Source organism: Kineococcus vitellinus (assembly GCF_009906315.1).
Classification (GTDB): domain Bacteria; phylum Actinomycetota; class Actinomycetes; order Actinomycetales; family Kineococcaceae; genus Kineococcus; species Kineococcus vitellinus.
Map to the genome: position 1 here is coordinate 1 of NZ_JAAALL010000675.1, position 361 is coordinate 361.

Annotated in this window: 1 rRNA gene; it reads left to right on the top strand. The window is 58.7% G+C overall.

The window, feature by feature from the left end:
* Positions 1 to 283 precede the first annotated feature (283 nt).
* Positions 284 to 361, top strand: a 23S ribosomal RNA gene (locus GTQ99_RS24050); the annotation flags it as partial.

Sequence of the window (361 nt, forward strand, 5' to 3'; positions counted from 1 at the left end):
TGTCTGGTGCCTGCTGGTGGCAGGGGGTTCCTGGTTGTCGTTTGAGAACTGCACAGTGGACGCGAGCATCATGTAGTGGTGTTCGTCGAGTAGATAATCCTCTGATGATGTGGATCGCTGCTCTTTCACTCTCGCATCGCGGGTGTGCTCCTTGAGGGGGTGCTCCGCGGGTGGGGTGTGGGTGGCGGTTCGCTGTCTTTGTGGTTTGGGTTTTGAATTCTGCACTGGCGTCGTGCGCCTGCTCGTCCACGGGTCGTGTTTTCCGTGGTGGGTGGTGTGTGGTGGTCAAGTGTGTAAGGGCGCATGGTGGATGCCTTGGCATCAGGAGCCGATGAAGGACGTGGGAGCCTGCGATAAGCCT